We start from the raw sequence: 24,014 nt of genomic DNA, 5'->3' as shown, positions 1-24,014 counted from the left end.
ATTAGTCGTCGATGGCGGCGGCATAAGCATCCGCATCCATCAGATGATCCAAGTTGGTGTCGTCAGCGAGTTTAATCTTGGCAATCCAGCCGCCCTCAAAAGGTTCGTCATTAACTAACTCTGGGCTGTCTTCTAAATCGTCGTTAATGGCGACAACTTCACCATCAACCGGTGCATAGATATCAGAGGCGGCTTTTACCGATTCCACCAGAGAAAAGCTTTCACCTTTTTCAGTACTGTCACCCACCTCAGGTAGATCGACAAACACGACATCGCCAAGTAGGCCTTGGGCATGATCAGTGATCCCCATGGTGACTGTGCCATCGCCGTTGTCTTTGACCCACTCATGGCTTTCGGAATACTTCAGTGTCGCGTCCATTTGCTACTCTCCTGCTAAATTACGAACTGCTCGATTTATGAGCAATTTACATTGTAAATTGAGGCAAATACTATTTTACCGCCTCATAATCCTAAGTAATTGATATATGGTTATTTATTGCTGTGCCTTTATTGACGATAAAGCGGGAAGCGGGCACATAGCTGTTGCACTTGTTTACGAATCCGCGCTTCAACCTCAGCGTTGCCGTCTGGTTCCTCAACTAGGGCATCTAATACATCGCCAATCCATTCACCGATTTGATGGAATTCTTCGGTGCCGAAACCGCGGCTGGTGCCGGCTGGTGTACCGAGGCGAATACCCGATGTGATCATTGGCTTCTCGGTGTCGAATGGAATACCGTTCTTGTTACAAGTGATCCCCGCGCGCTCGAGTGCTTGTTCGGTTTGGTTGCCTTTTAGACCTTTCGGGCGCAAATCAACCAACATCAGATGAGTGTCGGTGCCGCCCGTGACAATGTCGCAGCCACGCGTTTGTAGAACCTCAGCCAGTACTTTGGCGTTAGCAACCACTTGATCAATATACAATTTAAACTCAGGCTCTAGCGCCTCACCAAATGCCACGGCTTTCGCGGCAATCACGTGCATCAATGGACCGCCTTGCAGGCCGGGGAACACGGCCGAGTTGATCTTCTTATTGATGTCCTCGTGATTGGTGAGGATCATGCCACCGCGTGGACCACGCAGGGTTTTATGCGTGGTGGTGGTGACCACGTGCGCATGCGGCAGTGGCGATGGATGGGCGCCGGTGGCCACTAAACCGGCAATGTGTGCCATATCGATCATCAGATATGCGCCTACTTCATCGGCAATCGCGCGGAAGCGAGCAAAATCAATTGGGCGTGGGACAGCGCTGCCGCCGGCGATGATCATCTTAGGTTGGTGTTCACGCGCAAGAGCCGCGACATCGTCATAATCAATTTCTAGAGTTTCTTGATTAACACCGTATTGCACTGCATTAAACCACTTGCCTGATAACGCAGGGCGTGCCCCGTGAGTAAGGTGGCCTCCGGCATCCAGTGACATACCCAAAATAGTGTCACCAGGTTGCAGTAGTGCCAGCATCACGGCACCGTTGGCTTGTGCGCCAGAGTGCGGCTGCACGTTTACAAACTCGCAGTTAAACAGCTGTTTGGCACGGGCTTGAGCAATGGCTTCGACTTCATCGACATGCTCACAGCCGCCATAATAGCGACGGCCTGGATAGCCTTCTGCGTATTTATTGGTCAAGCAAGTACCTTGTGCTTGCATCACCGCTTGCGAAACGATGTTTTCTGATGCGATAAGCTCGATTTGCTGTTGTTGGCGTTTGTGTTCGGCTTGCACGGCTGACATCACGGCACCATCGGATTCCGATAAATTGGTGGAGAAAAACTGCTCCAATTCTACATTTGGGTAGCTCGGTTTCATTTTGCTTTCCTTGTTGGCGATGGTGGCTAACAGGCCACAACATTAATCGGGATCACATTGGTAGCGAGGCCACCTTGTGAGGTTTCTTTATATTTACTCATCATGTCGAGGCCGGTCTCGTGCATGGTTTTAATCACGCTATCGAGTGAGACATGGTGTTGGCCGTCACCACCCATTGCCAACCGAGTCGCGTTAATCGCTTTCACGGCACCCATGGTATTGCGCTCAATGCAAGGGACTTGTACGAGGCCATCTATTGGATCACAAGTGAGGCCGAGGTTATGCTCCATGCCGATTTCTGCCGCGTTTTCAATTTGTTGATTACTTGCGCCCATGGCTGCGGCTAATCCGGCTGCTGCCATCGAGCACGCCACGCCAATCTCTCCCTGACAACCGACTTCTGCTGCCGAAATAGAGGCATTGGTCTTGTACAAAGAGCCGATAGCCGCGGAAGTCGCCATAAAGGTGCGGATGCCTTCAGGGTTATTGGGCGATWCAAATTTATCGTAATACGCCAGTACTGCAGGGATCACGCCGGCAGCACCATTAGTCGGTGCGGTGACGACTCGGCCACCGGCGGCGTTTTCTTCGTTCACTGCCATGGCAAACAGGTTGACCCAATCATTGGTATCTGTCGGTAATCCATGGGCTTGCTTGTCATGAATGGCCTCGTACATGCCTTTGGCGCGTCGCTTGATGTTCAAACCGCCTGGCAGCACGCCGCCTTGTTGAACCCCGCGATCAATACACTCACGCATCACTTGCCATATATGGTCGAGCCCTTGATTGACGGTTTCATGCGTTGCTGCCGAGTCATGATACTGGGCGCGCGCAATTTCGTTGGTGAACATCAATTCGCTAATACTCATCCCGGTTCGATCACATTGCGCCAGCAGCGTTGCCGCACTATCAAATGGATAAGGTGGCGTGAAATTAGTTGCCAAGGCATCCGTTTCGCCCTCTTCGACCACAAAGCCGCCACCGACAGAGAAATAGGTCTTGCTGGTCAAGCAGTCACCGGCTTTATCATATGCGCTGACAGTCATGCCATTAGGATGCGCGGGGAGAACCTGATCATAATGAAAGGCAATATCTGCCTCCCAGTTAAATCGAATATAATGCCGGCCGGCAAAGGGCAGTTCGCCACCATTTTTAACCATATTAGTCATGGTATCGATTTCATCTGATTCGATAGTCGCGGGCATTTCGCCCATCAATCCCATCACGCAAGCGACATCCGTGGCATGTCCTTTTCCGGTCAGCGCCAAAGAGCCGTATAAATCGACAGTCACACGATGGATCATATCGAGCGCGAGCGTTTGCGACGCAAGTTGCGAAAAACGTGCGCAGGCAACCATGGGCCCGACAGTGTGTGAGCTTGAAGGCCCCACGCCTATTTTGAACAGGTCAAACATGCTGTGACTCATGGCCTGCCTCCTCGATCAGTAAGGTACGTTTTTATCATTATTTATACTGTCCTACATGCCAACGGGTGTTGCCGACATTGCTTCACGTTACAGCAAACAGTTAAGCGGTGAGCTCTCGCGCTTTACCATTAATTTAAACATTTTGTTAACGTACCTAAGCGTTCACTTTTCCGCAAAATAAATTTCCAATAAGAAACCTATGTTGTGATCCTGAAGACAAAACCTCACCTTTTCTCTCTCAATCAATGCAGCGCAAACGTTTGCCTTTTTATCTTAAGATAGGGTAAATTGCAAATCCATGTTGATGAAAACATCGCTTTTCGTCAGTGATTACGTGGAACAGTATTCGTGAGTGGATATATAATACATTGATTTTATGATATTTGATTTTAAGCGAGGTGGGGTGGTGATGAAGAGAGCGCGTAGCGTGCCTGTGCCAATTCGCTTGCTATGTCACGTTTATGGCATCACTATTTTCCGATAGGAAACTTTTTTGTTAAAAATGTTAAGGCGTTAAAGCGTCATACTGTGAGATAACCGATAGGGGCGACAATTAGGTGACAACCAATCAATCAACACAGGATGTGTACCCCTCAATGCAGGTAGAACGATCGCAACATGAGGGGGAGGCACGCGAACCCATTGCGCCATTGCGGCTGGGCCCGCGTTTAAAAGCCGTACGGGTTGGGTTAGGGTTAACGCTTGAAGAAGCAAGCCAGCGCACTGGCTTGGCGCGTTCCACGTTGTCCAAAATTGAAAATGAGCAGATATCTCCCACCTTTCAAGCCATGCAAAAACTCGCGCACGGGTTGAACATTGATATCCCGCAGTTATTTGCTCCGCCAAAAAAGCGGCAGGCAACGGGAAGGCGAGATGTGACGTTTGCGGGCCAGGGCAGAGCGCACCCTACCGGCACCTATGAGCATGAATTACTGGCCACACAGTTAAGCAACAAAAAAATGATGCCGTTTAAATCGCGAGTAAGAGCGCGTGCTTTTGAGGATTACAGTGATTGGATCCGACATGACGGCGAAGAATTTTTGCTGGTACTTGAAGGTAGCATTCAATTTTTTTCTGAGTTTTATGAAGCGATTACTCTCAATGAGGGCGATAGCGTGTATTACGACGCCACCATGGGACACATGTTGGCGTCAGTGAGTGACGCCGATGCATTGATCTTATGGGTGACCGCTTCTTAATGACCACACAAACGCCTTGCTTCACGTGGGCATGATGCCCGCAGGCACAATATGGAGAGAATGATGGCAGAGTTACTAACCACCCCGTTACACGGCTTGCACCTTGATATGGGGGCAAAAATGGTTCCCTTTGCGGGTTATGAAATGCCAGTCCAGTATCCGCTAGGGGTGCGCAAAGAGCACTTGCATTGCCGCGAACAGGCGGGATTATTTGATGTTTCTCATATGGGGCAAATTCGCCTCCATGGTGATGACGCCGCGAAAGCGCTCGAAACATTGGTGCCTGTCGATGTCGTCGATTTACCGAAAGGAAAACAACGCTATGCGGTGTTTACCAATGAGCAAGGTGGGATTCTTGATGATCTCATGATTGCGAACTTAGGCGATCACTTGTTCTTGGTGGTCAATGCCGCCTGCAAAGCCCAGGATATTCAGCATTTGCGCGATAATCTTAAAGGGGATGTGACCGTCGATGTTGTTGACGATCGCGCTTTGCTGGCCTTGCAAGGACCAAAAGCGGCCGAGGTGCTGGCGACCTTTAACCCGCAGGTCAGTGAGATGGTCTTTATGGATATTCAGCCTATTGTGGTCAACGGCATTGAGTGTGTGGTGAGTCGCTCAGGTTACACTGGCGAAGATGGGTTTGAGATTTCGGTGCCGGCTGAGCATGCTGCGTCGTTGGCAAAAGCGTTGCTCGATGATGAGGCAGTAGAATGGATTGGCTTAGGTGCGCGGGATTCATTGCGTTTGGAGTGTGGCTTATGCCTGTATGGTCATGATTTGGACACCACCACTACGCCGGTTGAAGCAACCTTAATCTGGGCAATCAGTAAAGTTCGTCGCGCTGATGGTGAGCGCGCAGGTGGCTTTCCCGGTGAGCAAATCATTTTGGATCAAATAGCGACTAAAGCGGTGAGTCGGAAGCGGATTGGTTTAGTCGGTCAAAGCAAAGCGCCGGTCCGTGAAGGAAGTAAACTGTTTGATGCGGACGACAACCAAATTGGCATCGTGACCAGTGGCACCTTTGGCCCTACTAAAGGGATGCCCGTGGCGATGGGTTACCTCCCACCTGAGTTTATTGCCCCCGGCACCGAGGTATACGCTGAAGTGCGTGGCAAGAAATTGCCTATGACGGTCGAAAAAATGCCGTTTGTGCCACAGCGATATTACCGCGGGTAAATAATTGTTATTGATTAGGATGGCACAAATTACGCATTGATTGTGATGAGTAATTCGGTGTGCCATCTTATTTATAATGAGTATATATCACGGTAGTCTCGAGTCGTTACTAACTCACATAAATCAAGTGGCTAAATTGCTGGCTGGACTTGCCTATGTTAGCGTTCTAAAAAACATAGGACGTGGATACAGGTTGTGGATAACGAAAAGCCTTATTTTTCCTATTGGGGAAAGGCCAGTACTGACATAGGAGACGGGGATTCATATCACCAGCTAGCCTATCATTGTTTGGACGTAGCAGCAGTTAGCTATCACCTCCTTCATAAAGAGCGGCCGCTCACGAAAGCCATCGCAGAATTTCTCGAACTATCTCCAGAACAGCTACGAACCCTATGGTGTTTCATGATATCACTTCATGACTTGGGTAAGTATGCGTCTGCATTTCAGGAATTGAACCTCAGTGTTTCCGCTACTTTGCTAAACCCTCAAAGCAAAAAAGAATATGACGGGCGAGAATATCGACATGACAGGTTAGGGTATTATTTCTGGCAGCAGCATGAGACTGAGCTTATTCACGCGATTTGTGGCCAATCGCTTGGTTCAATAGATGATGAAACAGCTGTATATGAAACAGTTGACGTGCTGGCGCAATGTGTATTAGGGCATCACGGTCAGCCAGTCAATCGGCAAACGCCGAGGCGGATGAGATCATTCACGGAAGCGCGCAATCATGATGCGGTGACAGAATTTATTGCTGATATTAATGAGTTGTTTCAGCCCAAAATCAACATTGAGACATTGTCGTCTGATGATTGGCGAGCGCGACTTGAACAAGTGAGCTGGCAACTAGCAGGGCTGGCTGTGCTAGCGGATTGGATGGGTTCAGATACTCACTTTTTTCCCTACGTCTCTCAGCCTCAGCCGCTTGAACAGTATTGGCATTACGCGCTGACATGTGCCGAACAAGCACTGGACTATACCGACTTATCTCGCACACCGACAATTACACCTTTTAGTGCCTTTTCCGATATCTTTCCCTTTTCCCCAACACCTTTGCAGGCTTGGGCGGCGTCGGTAGAAATCAACGACCAACCTCAGCTGTTTATCTTAGAAGATATGACAGGGGCAGGGAAGACAGAAGCCGCGCTCACACTCACACACCGACTCATGGCTGCAGGCGCGGCCGACGGATTTTATTTTGGCTTACCGACCATGGCGACATCTAATGCCATGTTTGATCGAGTCGCCAATCATTATACGCAAATGGTGAAACTCGGTGAGGGAGAATTAGCCAGTATTACGTTGGCACACGGCGCACGTGATATGAATGACCGATTTCGAGAAATGGTGCATACTACAGCTACGGTAGATAGCAATTATCACCAGCGTGATGCAACCGTAACGGCACAATGTAATGCTTGGCTTGCGGATTCGCGTAAAAAAGCGTTATTAGCACCTGTTGGTGTGGGCACCATTGATCAAGCTTTGCTCGCTGTATTACCTCGACGGCATCAATCTTTGCGTTTACTAGGGTTGAATCGAAAGGTCCTGATTTTTGACGAAATCCAMGCAGCGGATGAATATATGCTCGCCTTGTTAGAAAGCTTATTATCATTGCATCTGCATCAGGGCGGCTCGGTTATATTGTTAACGGCCACCTTGTCTCAGCAACAACGGCAACGCTTATGCCAAGTGTGGCAGCAAGCCGCCGGTTTAACCCCTGTGATTCCAAGTCAGGATCACTTCCCTTTAGCTACCCAAGTGGCGATTGATAAAGCCCCAGCGCTGAAAGAAACCGCTATTTCTCGGCAAGCTAAACAAAAACCTGCGGTTGCAATAGATATGCTCACTCAGTTTGATGACTGTTTAGCAACTGTGTTGACAGCGGTTGTCAAAGGACAATGCGTAGTCTGGATAAGAAATACTGTAGATGACGCACGTGAAGCATATGAAACGTTACTTAGTCGGCTTGATCACCCGGAAAGGTGCCATTTATTTCATAGCCGATTTATTCTGGCGGATCGGAAAAATATTGAGAAAACCGTCCTCGATAATTTTGGTAAAAGCAGTTCGCAATCGGAGCGTCAAGGTCGTGTCTTAATTGCGACTCAAGTTTTCCAAGAGAGCTTAGATGCTGACGCGGATGTAATGATATCCGATCTTTGTCCGATCGATGACTTGATTCAACGCGCGGGACGTTTGCACCGTCATAAAAGAAACAAACAAGGTGCCTATATTACGCAAGGTGACGACGAACGCGATCCTCCTGTTCTCTATATTCATGCCCCCTCTTGGGAAGACGAGCCAAAAGCCGATTGGCTCAGCCGTCATTTTCAACCCACGCAATTTGTTTATCGCTCACCTGGACGGCTTTGGTTGGGGCTTAGAAAACTACGCGAATTAGGCGAAATCTGTATGCCAACCCATGCACGCGAATTGGTAGAAGCCGTTTACAGTGACGAAGCACTGGCACAAATTCCAACCGCGCTTCAACCTATGGAAGAAGAATATTTGGGGAAAACATACAGTATTGGCGCGAAAGCACAGTCTCAATGTATTGATTGGCAATATGGTTATTGTGATCGCAGCGCAAAGTATTGGTTTGATGACGACACAGACATTAGTACTCGATACAACGACATAGAAACCGTGGATGTGTTGTTGGTCAACGTGCAAGCAGGTGAGCTTGTGCCAATAGCAAAAGACAATCGATTCTCAGTGGCGCTGAGCACGGTCAAGCTGTCAAAAAGAAAGTATGCCGATCAACTTGCACCTTTTCCCGAGCGGCTTGAACCTGCATTGGCGAAATTGATCGAGCAACACCCTCAGCTGAAATATATGAAAGTCTGGTTGCCCGAAAACGATTCTCGTTTTGCTTATAGCGAGGAAAAAGGGTTTTACGAGCGGCCACAGGAGGCGACATGAATTTAATTCAAGACCCATGGTTGGATTATATCCATCGTAATGGCGACGTTAAGAAACGGCCGATTACTGCGATATGTGATCCCAACGTCGTAGATTTCTCACTACCAAGGGCCGATTTCTATGGCGCGGCGTATCAGTTTACCATTGGTTTATTGCAAACCGCGTTTGCGCCAAAAGATTTGTCACAATGGCACCATTACTTTAAAACGCCACCGGCCGATGCTGTTTTGGAAGAGGCGTTTAATCAGGTCAGTCATGCCTTTAATGTTGACGGAAATGGTGCCTTATTTATGCAGGATTTTGATCTGCTCGAGGATGCACCATCTACCACGGTCTCAGGGCTATTGATAGAAGCGCCCGGGGCGAACGGCATAAAGAACAATACCGATCATTTTATCAAGCGGGGTGTTGGCCAAGTGTTGTCCCTCGATATGGCGGCCTTGGCTTTGTTTACCATGCAAATCAATGCGCCTGCTGGTGGTTCTGGACATCGTGTCGGTTTGCGTGGTGGCGGACCGTTAACAACGTTAGTGATGCCAGTAACAAGCGAGGCCAGTCTGTGGGAAAAGCTTTGGCTTAATATTATCAATAAAGATTTTTGGCGGTATCCATCGCCTAATTTTACAGATGGTTCCGTCTTCCCGTGGCTTGCTCCTACGCAGACAAGTGAGAAAAAGGGCAGTGAAGTTTTTGCTAATGCTGTTCATCCGTTACATGTTTATTGGGCGATGCCAAGACGTATCCGCCTAGAAGTTGAACATCGTGACGCAGAGTGTCAATTACTAGGTCAACAGGTTGAGCAAGTCGTTAACTATTACCGGACGCAAAATTATGGCGCCAATTATGATGGAGAATGGTCTCATCCTCTAACACCATATCGATTTAACCCCAAAAAACCTGAAGAACCCCCTTTTTCGGTTAAAGCGCAACCTGGTGGTATCACCTATAAAATTTGGGACACATTAACACTAAGTAGTGACGTCCAAGGCTATAAATGTGCAACCGTGATTTCTCACTATTACGCTCTAAGTCAAAGGCACGAAAAGTTATTAGGTTACAGTCCACGCCTCAAAGCTTTCGGTTATGACATGGATAATATGAAAGCGAGAGGATGGTATAACAGCGAATTGCCTTTATTTGCTTTTAGCGAAGAGCAGCAAGACGATGTGTTAACAGCGGTTAACACACTGCAAGATTTATCGGTCAAAAGTCTTAAGCAGCTACGTGAACAAATCAAACACGCGTGGTTTGATCGTCCAAAGGATGCGAAAGGCGATACATCTTTTATTGATCTCGCGTTCTGGCAGAAAACGGAGTCTGCTTTTTTTACTGCTGTGTCGCTGTTGATTGAAAATATAGAGCAAGAAGACGAGAGCTTAACGCCGGAACAAGCAAAAAAATGGCTCACCACATTACGTGGTGTATGTTTCGACTTATTTGATGGTTACGCGATGGCCGAGCTTGGCAACGCGAGAAATATGGCGAGACGGATAAAGGCGCGACAGGCATTGAGCCGGTGGATATTTAATAGTAAAGATATAAAAGCGTTTATTCGTGAACACGGTATTGCGATTGATAAGGAGATCGCCTAATGGATAGCACACTACAACATAGTGTTTTACGCTGGTGGCRAAGTATGTACTTATCACCGAATGAATTATACAAGAAAGGCATCACGCCAGCCTCTAACGCACAAAAAGCACAGCTAAAACGTTGTCGAGATATTGACGCCGTTATGCTGACGCCAGGGTTTCGTGCCCTATGGCAAAGCTTGCCTGAATCCATCACGGAGCATGCTACATCAAATGACATGGAATGCTGGGCAACTATTGCTGGTGCGCTAGTACATGTGAAGCATGATAGCGCACAAAACCTAGCCACAGCTGCGGGAAGCAAAACAAAAAGCGATAAATCGAGAGTGAGTGAGCTTCGCTTTGCACAATTACAAGATGCCAAGACACCGGATGAATTTCTGCGTCGTTTAAGAAGGATCCTGCATCAGCTTGATCATAGTGTTTTGGTCTCAACTCTAGCGAAAGATATGTATAAATGGTTTGAGGAATACCGCCAATTTTATCCTCGCCAAGCAGATAAACGAATCACTGTTCAATGGGCAATGGACTATTACCGTGCAGCGGGCACTAAATAGACAAAAAGGAAAAGATAATGAGTCAATTTATTCAACTACACCTGCTTACTTCTTATGCGCCTTCTAACCTGAACCGTGACGATTTAGGTCGTCCCAAAACCGCAAAGATGGGTGGATTTGAGCGCTTGCGAGTGAGCTCGCAAAGTTTAAAACGCCATTGGCGGACATCGGAAGTCTTTGAAACGGCACTGGCAGGTAAAATTGGGATACGGACCAAACGTTTTGGTCGTCAGTTATATAATGCGCTTGTCGAGCACGGCGTTGCGGAAAAATCCGCCAAAGCATGGGCGGCAGAGATAGCGGGTGTTTTTGGCCAAATTAAAAAAGATCAATTAGACATCGAACAGCTTGTTCATATTAGCCCAGAAGAACAGGATGCTGCACTCTCTTTGGTTGCGGTATTGGCAGAAGAAAATCGTGCACCAAACAAAGAAGAACTGGACTTATTGAAGGCAGATCATGCAGCAGCCGACATCGCTTTGTTTGGCCGTATGCTAGCCTCTTCTCCATCGTTTAACGTGGAGGCCGCCTGCCAAGTCGCGCATGCATTAAGTGTTCATAGCGTGGTTGTGGAAGATGATTACTTTACTGCTGTGGACGATTTGAACAACAAAGAGGAGGACGCGGGCTCCGCGCACCTTGGCGAAGCGGGGTTTGCGGCGGCTTTATTCTATTCCTATATCTGCATCAACAAAACGCAGTTGATTGAAAACTTGCAGGGCGATGAGGCATTGGCCGATAGTGCGATCAAAGCCTTGACGGAAGCGGCGGTAAAAGTTGCGCCTTCAGGTAAACAAAATAGCTTTGCTTCACGCGCTTACGCGAGTTTTGTTTTAGCCGAGAAGGGCGAATACCAACCAAGACAATTGTCGGTGGCATTTCTGAAGCCAATTAACGACCCCGATCAAGGCCAAGCGGCTGTAGCGGCGCTCAGCGACCAAGTGCAAAAATTCGATCAAGTATATGGCGAGTGTGCAGATAGCCGCTATGCATTAAATGTATTTGAGGGTACCGGCTCTTTTGATGAATTACTCAAATTCGTCACAGAATAAGTGGGAGGCAAGATGCGAGATTATCTTGTTTTTCGATTGTACGGGCCGCTAGCCAGTTGGGGTGAGCCAGCCGTCGGTGGCGACAGACCCACCAGCGCTTATCCGTCGAGATCAGCAGTGCTTGGATTACTTGGAGCGGCACTTGGCATCAAACGGGATGATAAGGTACAGCTTTCAAGTCTGCAACAAAGTGTATGTATCGGCATCAAACAGTGTGTACCGGGTTCGCTTTTGCGTGACTACCATACCGCGCAGGTGCCGAGTCACGATAAAAAGCGCATACATCGCACGCGCCAAAGTGAATTAAAAACGGGAAAGAAACTACAAACTGTGCTCTCAAAACGTGATTATCGTTGTGACGGTTTGTGGGTCGTTGCAGTGTGGCTCTCGCCCTCGGCTACGATCTCATTAAACGAGTTTAAAAAGGCGTTATTAAAGCCTGTGTATCCCCTTTCTTTGGGGAGAAAAGCATGTCCACCGGCCTTACCATTACAACCTACCTTGGTGGCTAATGCTGATTTAAAGTCAGCATTAGATATGGAGTTTCCAGCGATAACAGCATCGAATAAAAGCGATTCACTCTGGCTGGGGACGACACCTTATGTGACTTACTTTTGGGAAGGCGATGTGGGAGAAATCAATGATGAGCGTGTATTAACCACCCACCCTTGGGATGACCCTATCAATCGCAGTCGTTGGCAATTTAAACAACGCGTTATGCATCAATTGACGGTAGAGGGGGCCAATGATGTATCTGTCTAAAGTCCGGCTACTGTCATCCGCACAAGCAGTTAAACTTATCTCAAAATTTGGCCGCAATGGGGCATACAGTACTCACCAAATCATTTGGCAACTCTTTCGTCATGCGAGTGAACGGCCGTTTATATATCGAGAGGAGCAAGATCAAGCCACCGGACGGCCGCTGTTTTATGTGCTTTCAACTATTCCACCACAAGATGAAACCGGTGTGTTCGACCTCCAAATCAAGCCATTCTCGCCCCAGTTATACAATGGCCAGCGACTTCATTTTCAGCTGAGGGTGAACCCGACGATTTGTGTGACCGATGTAAAAGGAAAGCGACAGCGGCACGATGTTCTTATGCATGCTAAAAAGCAGGCGGGGGAAGTGAGTGCTATCGCGTTGCAGGAGCGGATGGATCAGGCCGCGCAACAATGGCTCTGTGACGAAAAACGCTTGTCGCAGTGGGGTGTTACATTCGATAACGTGCCAACAATTGAGGGATATACCCAACATCAAAGCCGGAAAAAGAGTGGCGCGCATGTGCAGTTTTCGAGTGTGGATGCTCGCGGTACCTTAACGCTCCAAGACAGCGAGCGCTTTTTGGAACAATACGCAAAAGGTTTTGGGCGCGCCAAAGCTATGGGGTGTGGGTTAATGCTGATTCGGCCTGCATAAATATCGGTCAGTAGATATGGAGGTATCATGGGGTTCATTCCGTTGAAACCTATCCCGATAAAAGACAGACGTTCGATGGTTTTTGTCGGGATGGGGCGCATTGATGTGCGTGATGGTGCCTTTGTTGTGATTGATGAGGTGAATGGTGAACGAATGCATATCCCAGTTGGCTCAGTGGTATGCATTATGTTGGAGCCGGGTACGCGCATCAGTCATGCTGCGGTTAAACTCGCGGCAACAACGGGTACATTATTGATTTGGGTCGGTGAAGCAGGAGTGAGGCTGTATTCTGTAGGACAACCTGGCGGTGCGCGGTCTGATCGTCTTTTATACCAAGCACAGTTAGCGCTTGACCCCGATTTACGCCTAAAAGTCGTGCGTAAAATGTTTGAACGACGATTTGGCGAACCTGCGCCCCAAAGACGTAGTGTTGAACAATTACGTGGAATTGAAGGGGCTCGGGTACGCAACAGCTATAAAATATTGGCCAAGCAATACGGCGTTGAATGGCATGGCCGCAACTATGATCCAAATGATTGGGATAAAGGCGATGTGACCAATCAATGTATCAGTGCGGCGACCAGTTGCCTTTATGGCGTGACTGAAGCGGCTATTTTGGCAGCTGGTTACGCGCCTGCGATTGGATTTATCCACTCGGGTAAACCGCTTTCGTTTGTTTATGACATCGCAGACATTGTCAAATTTGACACCGTAGTGCCACTCGCTTTCAAAGTGGCGGCCTCTTCACCTGCATCACCTGACAGACAAGTACGTCTTGCTTGTCGTGAGCTCTTTAGAACCAGCAAGTTGTTGAAAAACATCATTCCGATGATCGAAGAGGTATTAGCGGCCGGTGATATTACACCACCTGAACCGCCTCATGACGCTCAACCACCAGCTATACCTGAGCCAAAATCAATTGGTGATAGTGGCCATAGGAGCGGGTAGATAATGAGTATGCTTGTTGTTGTCACCGAAGCCGTACCACCGAGATTACGTGGCCGACTTGCGGTCTGGCTGCTCGAAGTGCGCGCCGGTGTCTATGTGGGCGATGTAACACGTCGCGTGCGGGAAATGATTTGGGAGCAGGTAACAGAACTTGCTGACTCCGGCAACGTGGTGATGTGTTGGGCGATGAACAATGAATCAGGTTTTGACTTTCAAACTTATGGTGAAAATCGTCGGGAGCCTGTCGATTTAGATGGTCTAAGGTTGGTGGTATTCAAGCCGAGTGATGAGGATAAATAAGCCCAGTGTGTTCTTTAAAAAATTGGTAGAAAAAAGAGGGTCGATTTTTGTTATATAAAACAGTAGTATCCGTTTAGAGTGTTCCCCGTGCCCACGGGGATGAACCGTTATTGGCGGCGTCACTGTCTCACTCACTGGCGTGTTCCCCGTGCCCACGGGGATGAACCGATAAAAGGATTGAAAGAAAATTCCCTGAGTTCGTGTTCCCCGTGCCCACGGGGATGAACCGTATTAATTATGGATCTTTTTACCACCCTTGGTGTGTTCCCCGTGCCCACGGGGATGAACCGAAAACTGGGATCGCGGCAACAGTTCGAGCGGTGTGTTCCCCGTGCCCACGGGGATGAACCGCCTTATTGCTGATCGCAATATGTTTATCACGCGTGTTCCCCGTGCCCACGGGGATGAACCGATTGATGATGATGCAATGGAATCACTTGTGAAGTGTTCCCCGTGCCCACGGGGATGAACCGATTGTTTTTTGTTAAACCTTGCGCCTCGTGATGTGTTCCCCGTGCCCACGGGGATGAACCGGTTACATTGCGTGTGCTCATTTTGAGGATACGGTGTTCCCCGTGCCCACGGGGATGAACCGACATTGGTCGAGCCAAAACAAACGTCTAGTTAGTGTTCCCCGTGCCCACGGGGATGAACCGCGACACGAACGTTTTTCTGGTCGAGCAAGTATGTGTTCCCCGTGCCCACGGGGATGAACCGTCAATGGCGCGTGAAGAAAAGACCGGCACAGTGTGTTCCCCGTGCCCACGGGGATGAACCGTTAACTGGTCGGACATGCTCGGGAACCTCCCCGTGTTCCCCGTGCCCACGGGGATGAACCGACAGCTCGAACTCGTCTAGTATCCCTGATTCAGTGTTCCCCGTGCCCACGGGGATGAACCGTCTAAAGACAGCGCCAGCGCTGGATGCGAGATGTGTTCCCCGTGCCCACGGGGATGAACCGTGCTCAACGGGCGGAATGCTGCCCGCGTACAGGTGTTCCCCGTGCCCACGGGGATGAACCGCCGTTTTGCCGCGCTTGCTTGGCAGCATGGGCGTGTTCCCCGTGCCCACGGGGATGAACCGCTCAGTGTTGACCGGCACCTCGTTTTCGACAGGTGTTCCCCGTGCCCACGGGGATGAACCGCAACGCATCATCACTTTGACGACCATCGAGGTGTGTTCCCCGTGCCCACGGGGATGAACCGCTGCGTGCAAGAGTCGATAACCAGTGTTTTATGTGTTCCCCGTGCCCACGGGGATGAACCGTTGGCGCGCAAAAATCGAGAGGGCATATGTTAGTGTTCCCCGTGCCCACGGGGATGAACCGCAGGACGAAGAAACCGACCTGTTTCAACTTTAGTGTTCCCCGTGCCCACGGGGATGAACCGCATGCGTAGATAAACCGCGTCAGGCTTTACGGGTGTTCCCCGTGCCCACGGGGATGAACCGTAATTAACCGTAATAGTTGACAACAGGCTATCGTGTTCCCCGTGCCCACGGGGATGAACCGTTACCGGTATGCAGGACGCAGCCTTTGCCAACGTGTTCCCCGTGCCCACGGGGATGAACCGTTTAGCGGCCTCTATCGCCTTGATTTCTCCGAGTGTTCCCCGTGCCCACGGGGATGAACCGCTACTCATAAACTCCCAGACGGGCGTTTGGCAGTGTTCCCCGTGCCCACGGGGATGAACCGACTGCGCCCAGGCAAACATTGGCAAACTCGAAGTGTTCCCCGTGCCCACGGGGATGAACCGTTAATAAAGAGACCTTTGGAGGTGAGCATGAGGTGTTCCCCGTGCCCACGGGGATGAACCGTTGTAGTTCGTCGAGTTCGATATACATTTGCTGTGTTCCCCGTGCCCACGGGGATGAACCGCGATCGGAATACCGGCTCGTTTTTACGCTCGAGTGTTCCCCGTGCCCACGGGGATGAACCGCCTTGCAGCCTTGCCCACTCTCGAACGGAATAAGTGTTCCCCGTGCCCACGGGGATGAACCGTTTTCGCCGATCTTGTGTTCTGTTCCGTCATTGTGTTCCCCGTGCCCACGGGGATGAACCGTGTTTCAATAATTGATTGGTTAGACAGTATTTGTGTTCCCCGTGCCCACGGGGATGAACCGTATGCTGAGATCCACACCGGTGCCAACTATTAGTGTTCCCCGTGCCCACGGGGATGAACCGCGCACTTGCGCTTAGTCACGGGGCCAACGTATGTGTTCCCCGTGCCCACGGGGATGAACCGAGTACGAAGGGGACGACGGCAAGATCTACCCGAGTGTTCCCCGTGCCCACGGGGATGAACCGTCGGCAAAAAATAACCGGCCGCTGATGGACTTGTGTTCCCCGTGCCCACGGGGATGAACCGCATAATGTGATACTTGATCACCTTACTCTCCGGTGTTCCCCGTGCCCACGGGGATGAACCGAGCATCGAGAACTTGAGTCTAAGTTGGATGCCGTGTTCCCCGTGCCCACGGGGATGAACCGCTAATCAATCATGTTTACAAGCGACACGGAGAGGTGTTCCCCGTGCCCACGGGGATGAACCGGCAATCCGGTAATGCAAACTGTTTGGGAAATGGTGTTCCCCGTGCCCACGGGGATGAACCGCCCATTTGCTGAATAGCATCGGTGAAGTTAGTGTGTTCCCCGTGCCCACGGGGATGAACCGGTTTAGCGCTGGAACAAAGGCGATAACCGCAGGTGTTCCCCGTGCCCACGGGGATGAACCGCCGAGCAATGTCACCGTCTTGTGCTAGCGCCTGTGTTCCCCGTGCCCACGGGGATGAACCGCGTAAGCTAGTCGCCCACGGCGTAGGCGCAGTGTGTTCCCCGTGCCCACGGGGATGAACCGTGCTAGATTTGTTAGCACATTAACAAGAGGAAGTGTTCCCCGTGCCCACGGGGATGAACCGTCGGCGTTCTGGTCGTGGAGGATAGCGGGGGCGTGTTCCCCGTGCCCACGGGGATGAACCGATATCGGCGATGCGATGGCATACAGCATCGAGGTGTTCCCCGTGCCCACGGGGATGAACCGTCAGCAAATAATTGGTTCTCATCTGTTGTTTGAGTGTTCCCCGTGCCCACGGGGATGAACCGAGTACCGCGACCAACAAAGAGCTGGGAATCTGCGTGTTCCCCGTGCCCACGGGGATGAACCGCCGCCGGCGTCTTCGAGCGTCAGCGCTAGATCGTGTTCCCCGTGCCCACGGGGATGAACCGCGTGTTCATTGATTCGATGATATACGCCTTTAGTGTTCCCCGTGCCCACGGGGATGAACCGCGCAAGCAAGAGCTTAAACCAATCTCGTACTGGTGTTCCCCGTGCCCACGGGGATGAACCGTGCAGTTAGTTTGAATGGCTGCGCTTGATACAGTGTTCCCCGTGCCCACGGGGATGAACCGCAGATGGCCGAGCTGGAGGAGCAGTCCGAAGAGTGTTCCCCGTGCCCACGGGGATGAACCGCTCACATAAACAGACTTTTTGCCATTATCAATGTGTTCCCCGTGCCCACGGGGATGAACCGTAACTTGTTGACGGCATCGTTAACCGCCGCGTGTGTTCCCCGTGCCCACGGGGATGAACCGTTTGAGCGACTGGATTAACGTTAACAGGGGTAGTGTTCCCCGTGCCCACGGGGATGAACCGTAACTCACTTTGGTGCCAACCTTTTTGGCTAGGTGTTCCCCGTGCCCACGGGGATGAACCGTTTCCAGCTCGTGAACGCATTCAAGCCGCAATGTGTTCCCCGTGCCCACGGGGATGAACCGTCATGCGGGTCAACACTGACGTGCTCGGTGATGTGTTCCCCGTGCCCACGGGGATGAACCGTACGATATGCGCCCGTCATTATTGCTGTTGTTGTGTTCCCCGTGCCCACGGGGATGAACCGGTTCTGATGGATGTTTACAGGCAAAGACTAAGGTGTTCCCCGTGCCCACGGGGATGAACCGGTTATGTCGTTRTACACTGCGGGTTCGGTGATGTGTTCCCCGTGCCCACGGGGATGAACCGCATACAAAGACGCACGAGAAGCGGAGCGTCAGGTGTTCCCCGTGCCCACGGGGATGAACCGAAAATCCTCCTGTCAATCGCACTCTTGCGGTTGTGTTCCCCGTGCCCACGGGGATGAACCGCTTTGATGGATAGCTTTGCGGTTGATGGAACAGTGTTCCCCGTGCCCACGGGGATGAACCGGTGCCGTCTGCTGCTGCGTAGACTTTATAGTCGTGTTCCCCGTGCCTACGGGGATGAACTGGTTCTCTTTACGTCCTGTTTCCGTCTCCTTGGGTGTTCCCCGTGCCTACGGGGATGAACCGAAATGCCCGCAGTTTATGACCGAATTCGTATCGTGTTCCCCGTGCCTACGGGGATGAACCGTTGAGCGTCCTGACACTGAGATTCTGTCACTGGTGTTCCCCGTGCCTACGGGGATGAACCGCCGTGGGACAGCCGCCCCGAGCTCTTCGGACTGTGTTCCCCGTGCCCACGGGGATGAACCGGGCGAACAAGGTGTAGCAAACGCCTAGCACGTGTGTTCCCCGTGCCCACGGGGATGAACCGTCGCCAGAGGTAAACGCCCGCGAGACCAAATCGTGTTCCCCGTGCCTAAGGGAAATAAGGTTCGTGAAATGCCGAATACGTTAAGGCTGAGACTATCTTATCTCAGCCTACTGATGTTGCCGAGCGCTAATAAGCTAAGCTTCACTCAACTGCTCGACGGCTTCCAGAGCTTGAGAGCCGTAAATCAACGACGGACCACCGCCCATCACAATGGCAACATTAATTGCTTCTACGCATTCTTGCTTAGTCGCGCCGTGCTTTAAAGCGGCGGCGACGTGTGCGCCGATACAGCCATCACAGCGCGCGGCAATTCCGATGCCTAAGGCAATCAATTCTTTGGTTTTTACATCTAGATCGCCTTCTGCCATTGCGGCGCGATGAAGCTGGCCAAATGCAGTCAGTGTCTCGCTGCTGTGTGCCTTAAATTGCTTGTTGAGAGCTAACTGTTGTTGGTTAATCTCTTGGTAGTCTTTTTTACTCATTCCCAATCGCTCCTTGTTGTTTAGATTATGCTAATTTATAATTTTTGCATGTAAGATGCAACTAATGTCTGGCACAGCGTTTTAATTGCCTATAAAACTAGCAATTCAGCTTTGTTTCTAGCGAGTTTCAGGGCAAAACTGGATATTAACTAGATTGTCATTAATAGCTGTTCTAATTTAAAACAAACCAGTTATTTTTTGAAAATGCTTCAATGTGTCGTCACTGACGGAGATCAGTATGAGTATTAAAAAACGTTTACTCGTTGTTGTCTTGACAGGCGTTATCCTGCCCACGCTTATCATCGCTATTGTGTCACTCTATCAGTTTCGAACGAGTACATTGCAAAGTTATGAGCAGAGCTCCTATAAAGAAATGCAGCACATAGGTAATGCGTTTAAATTTTACCTTCAAGGTTTGTCTGCTAACGCTAAAGTACTAGCGAATAGTGAGGCGCTACAGGGGCTAGATAGCTCAGTCGCCGACTATATGGGCGACACGCAACCCATGACATCCAAACAAAATAGTCCAGCAGAGCGCCGCGCTTATGCGTTATTAGAAGCAATGGGAAATTCACGGGATGATTTCGCTTATGTCTTTCTTGGGTTGAGTAACGGTGATTATATCCAATGGCCACAGGGAGAGCTCGGTGATTATGACCCCCGTCAACGACCGTGGTATCAAACAGGTCAAGGTAATCGCAACAACGCGGTACGAGTGCCAGCTTATCAAGATGTCAATACGGGTGCACCGTTGCTTGACTACGTAATGGAGTTTCCTGCGCAAGATGGGCTAAGTGGTGTGATTGGTGTTGATGTAACCCTAGAGGCGCTCACCAATATGCTAGGAGATGTAACCCTTGGCAAGTCGGGTTATATTGTACTGGTAGAAGATACGGGCACTGTGCTCGCTGATCCCAATAATCCAGATAACAATTTTGAACCGGCTCGTAATGTTGCAAGTGTATATAGCGATGGGAATTTTAGTGAGTCGTTAACAGCCGTTTCTTTTGATGGGGAAGACTACTTTGTCAACCAATACAAAGCACCAGAGAGTGGGTGGCGTTTGATTGGGATTGTGCCGCAGCAAGAAGTCCTGGGTCAGGTCACCCAGCTGCAAACGGTTATCTTATCCATCAGCCTCATCCTTGTTATCGCCTTTGGTGTGCTTGGCTACTTTATGATTCAACGTATATCGGCATCTATCATTGCCGTTAGTGATGGGCTGAGTGATGCGGCAAGCGGTGATGGTGATTTGACCAAGCGTTTACCGATTCGCAGCCAGGACGAGCTGGGTAAAACGGCGGGTGCGTTTAATCAGTTCGTGGATGTGATTCAAGAGCTGATCATTGGTATCAAGGACAGGTCCACCAAGCTGTCATCTCATGCCGATCACGCCACCCAATTTGCCGAGCAGCTAGACGGTGCGAGTCACCAACAACGTTCAGGGTTAGAGCAAATTGCGACTGCGTTCCATCAAATGGTGGCCACGGCAAACGAGGTCTCGCAAAACTGTAATCAAACGGCGGATTCGGCTCAGCAGTGCCAATCGGAAGTCGAGCGAGGGATGGCTCTGATGAATAACACCCGTGCCGCGGTGCAAGAAATGGCGACCACACTCAATGAAGCGGATAGCGCCATGTCAGAGCTCACTAAAGAGAACGACAACATCACCGCCATGCTCGATACCATTCGAGGTATTGCTGAACAAACTAACTTGTTGGCGCTGAATGCGGCAATTGAATCCGCGCGTGCAGGTGAGCATGGGCGCGGGTTTGCCGTGGTGGCGGATGAGGTTCGGGTGCTATCGCAAAAAACCACCAAATCAACCGAAGAGATTGATGAACTTTTGCAAGCATTAACGCAGCGCACCAATCAGCTTTCAGAAAAGCTACAAGGCAGTGTGGAACACTCGCAAACTACCACGGAGGCGACGGAAGAGGCCTTGGGCGTCTTTGATACTATCCAAAGCTTGGTCGGACAAATTCATGACATGGCGGCACAAATTGCCACGGCGACAGAAGAGCAGCACTCGGTGTCTGAAGATATTAATCAGAATGTGACCAACGTATTGGATGGTGCCAACAGTGCGGCTGAAACCGCCGAACAAACCAACGCGACAGCGGCGGAGTTACGTATGGTGGCGACTGAGTTATCTGAGCTGGTAAATCGGTTCAAAACAGATAAACCGACTTCCTGATTGTGATTGCGGTTAAGACAGCAACGGCGAGCGTATCGGCTCGCCGTTTTATTGTTAGTGTGTTTTGCGTATTGCTACACCACGTCCACAAAACCCATCAGGCCAGTTTTCATATGCTCAATCACATGGCAGTGATACATCCAACGACCTGGGTTATCCGCCACAAAGGCAGCCTTGGCGTGGCCATTTTTACCTAATAGTACGGTATCAGTATGGAACGGCGTCACAGGCTTGCCATCTATTTCCAGCACCGTGAAGGTGTGGCCGTGCAAATGAATCGGATGATGATACTGGGTCACATTCTTTAAATCGAAAATATAGGTCTTCCCTCGTTCCAGTTTTGCGATTGGCTCAGGAATATTTCCTTTGCTCATCCCCTCCCAGGCACGTTTATTCATCAGCCAAAAGTCGTGATTTCCTTTTCCTTGTTTATCCGCAGGGGTAATGGCGCCGGCCCACTCAAACACAAAATGACGGGTTTCGGCATTCACTAAATCTGGTTTTGCAACGGGGTTGAGTGGCAGAGCGGGCAGGGGCTTGTCTGTTAAGGTTGACGGTGTTGTGGTAAAGCTTGTCAACAAGAATGGAAAACGTCCTTTCATGTACATGACTTCGATCTTTCTACCCGCTTTCGGTGCAATCAGGCCGATATCTAGTCGCATCCCTGGGGCGATTTTATGCTCCTCTAACCGTTGAGGCGTTGCGATGGGGTTGCCATCAATGGCGATGATCCAAGCCTCTGCGCCTCGCACTTGAATCGGATAGGTGAGCGTATTATCCACGTTTGCCAAACGTAACCGTGTGGTGGCATTTTCTTGCAGTGTGTATTCAGGGTGGTGAACGCCGTTGACGGTGCCCCACTCGCCGGGAGTGCCCATGCGTGCGCTGTAGCGAGGGATAGCGAGATCTTTCCAGTTGCCTTGACGATCAAGGTGCCAGTGTTTGAGTGTCAGTGTGTGCTCTTCATCAAACACAACCGGCGTGGCTTCCTCGACTACGATGGCTCCGACCAGTCCCTTCCCCAGCTGTACCACAGAGTTCATGTGCGGATGGTACCAAAAGGTGCCGGCATCAGGGGGGGTAAAGCGATAGGTAAAGGTTTCGCCCGGTTGGATTGGTGCTTGAGATAAGAAGGGGACACCATCCATTTCTATGGGTATACGCAGTCCGTGCCAATGAATTGTCGTCGGCTCGTGTAAATGATTCGTGAAGTGAATGGTCACTGGCTCGCCTTGCCGACAACGAATAGTAGGCGCTGGAATCTTACCGTTAAACGCCAATACATCGGTTTGATGACCGGGCACGAGTGACGCGAGGCCTGGTTCAGCGCTTAGGTGATATTCCCACTGCCCGGTTTGTCGGGAGGCAGATCTCAGCGAGCAGGCGGGGAGAGTTGAGATAGCAGCCATCGCTACTGTCGATTGTAAAAAACGACGACGAGACCAACCCTGCGTCATCAATCCTTTTTGTCCTTTATGCATACAACGCCCTTTATACTCACAAAAATCATGCGGTATTGTATCGCAAGGCTAATAAATGAGAAAGGTTATCAGTTGTATTTGTGAGGCAGTTAAAATATGCCTATCCAGTCGCTACCTATCTAAGCGGCCTTCCATCGTCGAGTTATTGACGATGGAAGGCCTCTAAACCAGGTGATTGATTAATTGCAGGTAATGATTCAAAACCTGGCTTAGCAATGTAGTAGCCTTGGAATAAATCGATACCCAGTTCGGCTAAACAAGCAAGCTCGGCTTCCGTTTCTACGCCCTCGGCAATAATTTGACGGCCAAGTTCGCGGCACATGGCAATACTATGGCGAACAATGGCCTGTTTCGTGGTGTCCGTATCAATATCGCGCACCAAGGCCATATCTAATTTGATGATATGCGTGTCGATATTGGCGAGAGCTGTTAGCCCTGAATAGCCCGAGCCAAAATCATCAATCGCGGTCAGAAAGCCTTGAGAGCGATAATGGTGAATGATGCGTTGAATGTGTTCGTAATCAAGCACTTCTTCGCCCTCAGTAAACTCGAAGAGGATTTTATCGAGCGGAAACTGGTTATCGCGTGCCGCTTTCAGCGTTGTTTGAATACAACGCTCAGGTTCGTAAACGGCATTAGGCATAAAGTTAATGCTGAGATAACAAGGGATTGCAAGCTCTGCCGCTAATTTGACAGCCTTGATTCGGCAGGTTTGATCAAATTTATACTGATTATCTGCGTTGACATGCTTAAACACACTGCCTGCTCCACTGCCATCAATACCACGCGCCAACGCCTCATAAGCAAACACGGTTGCCGTTGAAAGTTGGATGATCGGTTGAAAAGCCATGGTAAAGGCAAAGGAAAGTGGCTGCGCACTTTTACAT

Annotated in this window: 17 protein-coding genes and 1 CRISPR repeat array; of the genes, 11 read left to right on the top strand and 6 right to left on the bottom strand. The window is 50.1% G+C overall.

The annotated features are described in order from the left end of the window. Nucleotide 1: 1 nt before the first annotated feature. The 3 genes from gcvH to BZG81_RS12095 all read right to left on the bottom strand — a co-directional run bounded on the left by gcvH (nt 2) and on the right by BZG81_RS12095 (nt 3,233). A complete protein-coding gene (gcvH, locus tag BZG81_RS12105; RefSeq protein ID WP_021022957.1) occupies nt 2-379 on the bottom strand; it encodes a glycine cleavage system protein GcvH in 378 nt (125 codons plus the stop codon). 128 nt (nt 380-507) lie between these two features. Then, the gene (locus BZG81_RS12100) at nt 508-1,806 is read right to left on the bottom strand and encodes a serine hydroxymethyltransferase (RefSeq protein WP_077677494.1); all 1,299 of its coding nucleotides are present in this window, start codon (nt 1,804-1,806) and stop codon (nt 508-510) included. A gap of 26 nt (nt 1,807-1,832) precedes the next feature. After that, on the bottom strand, nt 1,833-3,233 hold the full coding sequence (locus BZG81_RS12095; protein WP_077677493.1) for an L-serine ammonia-lyase: 1,401 nt from the start codon (nt 3,231-3,233) through the stop codon (nt 1,833-1,835). A gap of 596 nt (nt 3,234-3,829) precedes the next feature. Here BZG81_RS12095 and BZG81_RS12090 point away from each other — a divergent pair. The 10 genes from BZG81_RS12090 (at nt 3,830) to cas2e (ending at nt 14,402) form a co-directional block, all read left to right on the top strand. After that, on the top strand, nt 3,830-4,432 hold the full coding sequence (locus tag BZG81_RS12090) for a helix-turn-helix domain-containing protein (protein ID WP_077677492.1): 603 nt from the start codon (nt 3,830-3,832) through the stop codon (nt 4,430-4,432). 60 nt (nt 4,433-4,492) lie between these two features. Continuing rightward, complete coding sequence (gene gcvT, locus BZG81_RS12085) at nt 4,493-5,611, top strand: glycine cleavage system aminomethyltransferase GcvT (RefSeq protein WP_077577305.1); 1,119 nt, start codon at nt 4,493-4,495, stop codon at nt 5,609-5,611. Between the two features lie 195 nt (nt 5,612-5,806). Then, the gene (locus BZG81_RS12080; protein WP_077677491.1) at nt 5,807-8,536 is read left to right on the top strand and encodes a CRISPR-associated helicase/endonuclease Cas3; all 2,730 of its coding nucleotides are present in this window, start codon (nt 5,807-5,809) and stop codon (nt 8,534-8,536) included. Beyond that, complete coding sequence (gene casA / locus BZG81_RS12075) at nt 8,533-10,128, top strand: type I-E CRISPR-associated protein Cse1/CasA (RefSeq protein ID WP_077677490.1); 1,596 nt, start codon at nt 8,533-8,535, stop codon at nt 10,126-10,128. Before BZG81_RS12080 ends, casA begins: the two co-directional genes overlap by 4 nt. After that, nucleotides 10,128-10,685 carry a type I-E CRISPR-associated protein Cse2/CasB gene (gene casB / locus BZG81_RS12070; protein ID WP_077677489.1) on the top strand — a complete coding sequence of 186 codons (558 nt, stop codon included), beginning with the start codon at nt 10,128-10,130 and terminating at the stop codon, nt 10,683-10,685. Before casA ends, casB begins: the two co-directional genes overlap by 1 nt. A gap of 17 nt (nt 10,686-10,702) precedes the next feature. After that, complete coding sequence (gene cas7e, locus BZG81_RS12065) at nt 10,703-11,737, top strand: type I-E CRISPR-associated protein Cas7/Cse4/CasC (protein ID WP_021022949.1); 1,035 nt, start codon at nt 10,703-10,705, stop codon at nt 11,735-11,737. A gap of 12 nt (nt 11,738-11,749) precedes the next feature. Continuing rightward, nucleotides 11,750-12,499 carry a type I-E CRISPR-associated protein Cas5/CasD gene (cas5e, locus tag BZG81_RS12060; protein WP_077677488.1) on the top strand — a complete coding sequence of 250 codons (750 nt, stop codon included), beginning with the start codon at nt 11,750-11,752 and terminating at the stop codon, nt 12,497-12,499. After that, nucleotides 12,483-13,154: a type I-E CRISPR-associated protein Cas6/Cse3/CasE gene (cas6e, locus tag BZG81_RS12055; protein WP_241827389.1), complete on the top strand. Its 672-nt coding sequence runs from the start codon at nt 12,483-12,485 to the stop codon at nt 13,152-13,154. The genes cas5e and cas6e overlap by 17 nt, the downstream gene beginning before the upstream one ends. A gap of 27 nt (nt 13,155-13,181) precedes the next feature. Beyond that, complete coding sequence (gene cas1e / locus BZG81_RS12050) at nt 13,182-14,102, top strand: type I-E CRISPR-associated endonuclease Cas1e (RefSeq protein ID WP_021022946.1); 921 nt, start codon at nt 13,182-13,184, stop codon at nt 14,100-14,102. 3 nt (nt 14,103-14,105) lie between these two features. Beyond that, entirely contained in the window at nt 14,106-14,402 is a 297-nt protein-coding gene (cas2e, locus tag BZG81_RS12045) for a type I-E CRISPR-associated endoribonuclease Cas2e (protein ID WP_021022945.1), read from the top strand. A 78-nt stretch (nt 14,403-14,480) separates the two neighbouring features. Then, nucleotides 14,481-18,967: direct repeats of the CRISPR family, unit length 29 nt; unit sequence GTGTTCCCCGTGCCCACGGGGATGAACCG. A gap of 134 nt (nt 18,968-19,101) precedes the next feature. Here the strand turns inward: cas2e and BZG81_RS12040 are convergent. After that, the gene (locus tag BZG81_RS12040) at nt 19,102-19,449 is read right to left on the bottom strand and encodes a carboxymuconolactone decarboxylase family protein (protein WP_077460919.1); all 348 of its coding nucleotides are present in this window, start codon (nt 19,447-19,449) and stop codon (nt 19,102-19,104) included. A gap of 238 nt (nt 19,450-19,687) precedes the next feature. Here BZG81_RS12040 and BZG81_RS12035 point away from each other — a divergent pair, with 238 nt between their 5' ends. Next, nucleotides 19,688-21,646: a methyl-accepting chemotaxis protein gene (locus BZG81_RS12035; RefSeq protein ID WP_077677486.1), complete on the top strand. Its 1,959-nt coding sequence runs from the start codon at nt 19,688-19,690 to the stop codon at nt 21,644-21,646. Between the two features lie 74 nt (nt 21,647-21,720). On the opposite strand, the gene BZG81_RS12030 is transcribed toward BZG81_RS12035, so the two are convergent. After that, the gene (locus BZG81_RS12030; RefSeq protein WP_077460981.1) at nt 21,721-23,103 is read right to left on the bottom strand and encodes a multicopper oxidase family protein; all 1,383 of its coding nucleotides are present in this window, start codon (nt 23,101-23,103) and stop codon (nt 21,721-21,723) included. Between the two features lie 166 nt (nt 23,104-23,269). Then, nucleotides 23,270-24,014: EAL domain-containing protein (locus BZG81_RS12025; RefSeq protein WP_108743489.1), on the bottom strand; the 745-nt coding region annotated here is incomplete at its 5' end.

Origin of the sequence: Salinivibrio sp. MA607 (assembly GCF_001996245.1) — a bacterium.
Classification (GTDB): Bacteria; Pseudomonadota; Gammaproteobacteria; order Enterobacterales; family Vibrionaceae; genus Salinivibrio; species Salinivibrio costicola.
Note: the sequence above shows the minus strand (reverse complement) of the source record. Positions and strands in the feature narration are given on the sequence as shown.